Source organism: Corynebacterium sp. S5S1 (assembly GCF_001913985.1).
GTDB lineage: Bacteria > Actinomycetota > Actinomycetes > Mycobacteriales > Mycobacteriaceae > Corynebacterium > Corynebacterium marquesiae.
On the sequence record NZ_MKXT01000096.1, the window covers coordinates 1 to 1,791 of the forward strand.

The 1,791-nt window shown below is 61.4% G+C and carries 1 protein-coding gene and 1 pseudogene; both read left to right on the plus strand.

Annotation, left to right across the window (positions count from 1 at the left end; all coding sequences use genetic code 11):
- Nucleotides 1–430 precede the first annotated feature (430 nt).
- Nucleotides 431–703: pseudogene (locus tag BKN05_RS12530) on the plus strand (threonine/serine exporter family protein); the annotation flags it as partial.
- Nucleotides 704–1,151: 448 nt separating this feature from the next.
- A partial coding sequence (locus tag BKN05_RS12535) for a threonine/serine exporter family protein (RefSeq protein ID WP_286688793.1) occupies nt 1,152–1,791 on the plus strand: 640 nt, incomplete at its 3' end.

The following is a 1,791-nucleotide window of genomic DNA, read 5'->3' on the forward strand; positions in this document are numbered from 1 at the left end:
ACGCATTACAAGTGCGTTGCGCTACCAATTGCGCCACTCCAGCACCGTGCATCCGCTAATGACAGCAACAGCCAGGCGTCGTAAAGACAACTAGCGTGTTGCGCGCGGGGCACGAGAAACTACTTTAGCCCAGGCGTCGGCAAGAGAAAAACTCCGCTGGAATTGCCACCAAAAATTTGGCAGAAACCGCAGCAAACACCACCCACAAAGCATCCAACCAGAACATGTAAAATCTGCACAGTCACGACTGATCATCCCCAGCAAACGCGCGATATGAGGTAGAGCCACTGTGTCTTGGTTGAACAACCTGAAAACGAACCTGCGGGGCACCGGTGCCAATATTTCCACGGTCGACGCCGCCAAGGCCGCACCGCCACCATCACCACTGGCGCCGGTGGACCTCACCAACCCCGCGCACCTCACCGGAGTCATGGAAATCGCCGCACGCATCGGCGAAATCCTGATCTCCTCCGGCAACTCCAACTCCGACGTGCGCGCACAGATCCACTCCGTGCTAAGCGCCTACGGCTTGTACCAAGCACACGTGGATATCACCACCAAAACCATCACCATCCACGCCAATATCGGCACCATCAACGAACGCATACCCATCAACGTCTTCCGCGTTGCCCCTGACCTGACGGTCGATTTCTCCAAACTCACCGCGGTAGACCGGCTGATTCGTTCCATCCAAAACGGTGCCACGCCACCAGAACGCGCCGAGCAAATCCTCGACGACATCATGGCAGAAACCCCGCCGCACTCGCCGCTGATGGTCAACGTCGGCTGGGGAATGCTGGGCGGCGGTGTCTCTGTCATGCTCGGCGGCGACGCCGGAGTGGGAATCCTAGCATTCATCATCTCGTTCGCGATCATGGCGACGAACTCCTGGCTATCGAAATTCCGCCTGCCCGCCTTTTACCAAAACATGGTCGGCGGATTCATCGCGACGGTGCCCGCAGCAGGCTTTTATACCTTCGCCAGCTATATCGGCTGGACGTTCTCGCCGTCCTACCTGATCGCCTCCGGCATCATCGTGCTGGTCGCGGGCTTGACGCTGGTGCAGTGCTTTGTCGATGGCATCACCGGCGCCCCGGTCTCCTCGGCAGCCCGGCTTTTCGAAGCCATTCTGATGACCGGCGCCATCGTCGGTGGAACTTCCCCCACTCGAGCACACCAGCCCGCCGAATGCGCACGAGATTCCGCTGCGCATCGTCCTCGGTGCACTGGCCTCAGCCGGTTTCGCCTTCGCCTGCCAGGCGCGCCGCTCCGCGGTGGCAGTCGCCGGTGCCACCGCCGGTGCTGGCATGATCTTTTACTACGGCATCATGGTGCCACTCGGTGCAGGCGTCGTGCTGGCCTCGGGCGTGACCGCAGGCATCATCGGCCTGGCCGGTGGTCTGTTAGCTCGTCGCTATGAAATCCCACCGCTAATCGTCGCCGTGTGTGGTTATACCCCCATGTTGCCGGGCCTGATGCTCTACCGCGGCATGTACGCGATGATCAACGAACAAGCCATCGTCGGCTTTTCCAACGCCGGCGGCGCCATCGCCATTTCTGCTTCCCTAGCCGCAGGCGTGGTCTTCGGCGAAAAAGTCGCCCGCAACCTGCGCCGCCCACGCTCCTACCGCGCCTACACAGCCTTGCAACGCGCAGGCCGGTTCTCCTACCGCCAAGCCGCCCGGGCAGCCGCCAAAGGTAGTTCCGCAGCCCGCCGCATCCCGCGTACCAGCAACAACCACAAGCACGGGCAGGCGTCGGCAAGCGCCCCCGAAAACCACACGCAAGAGC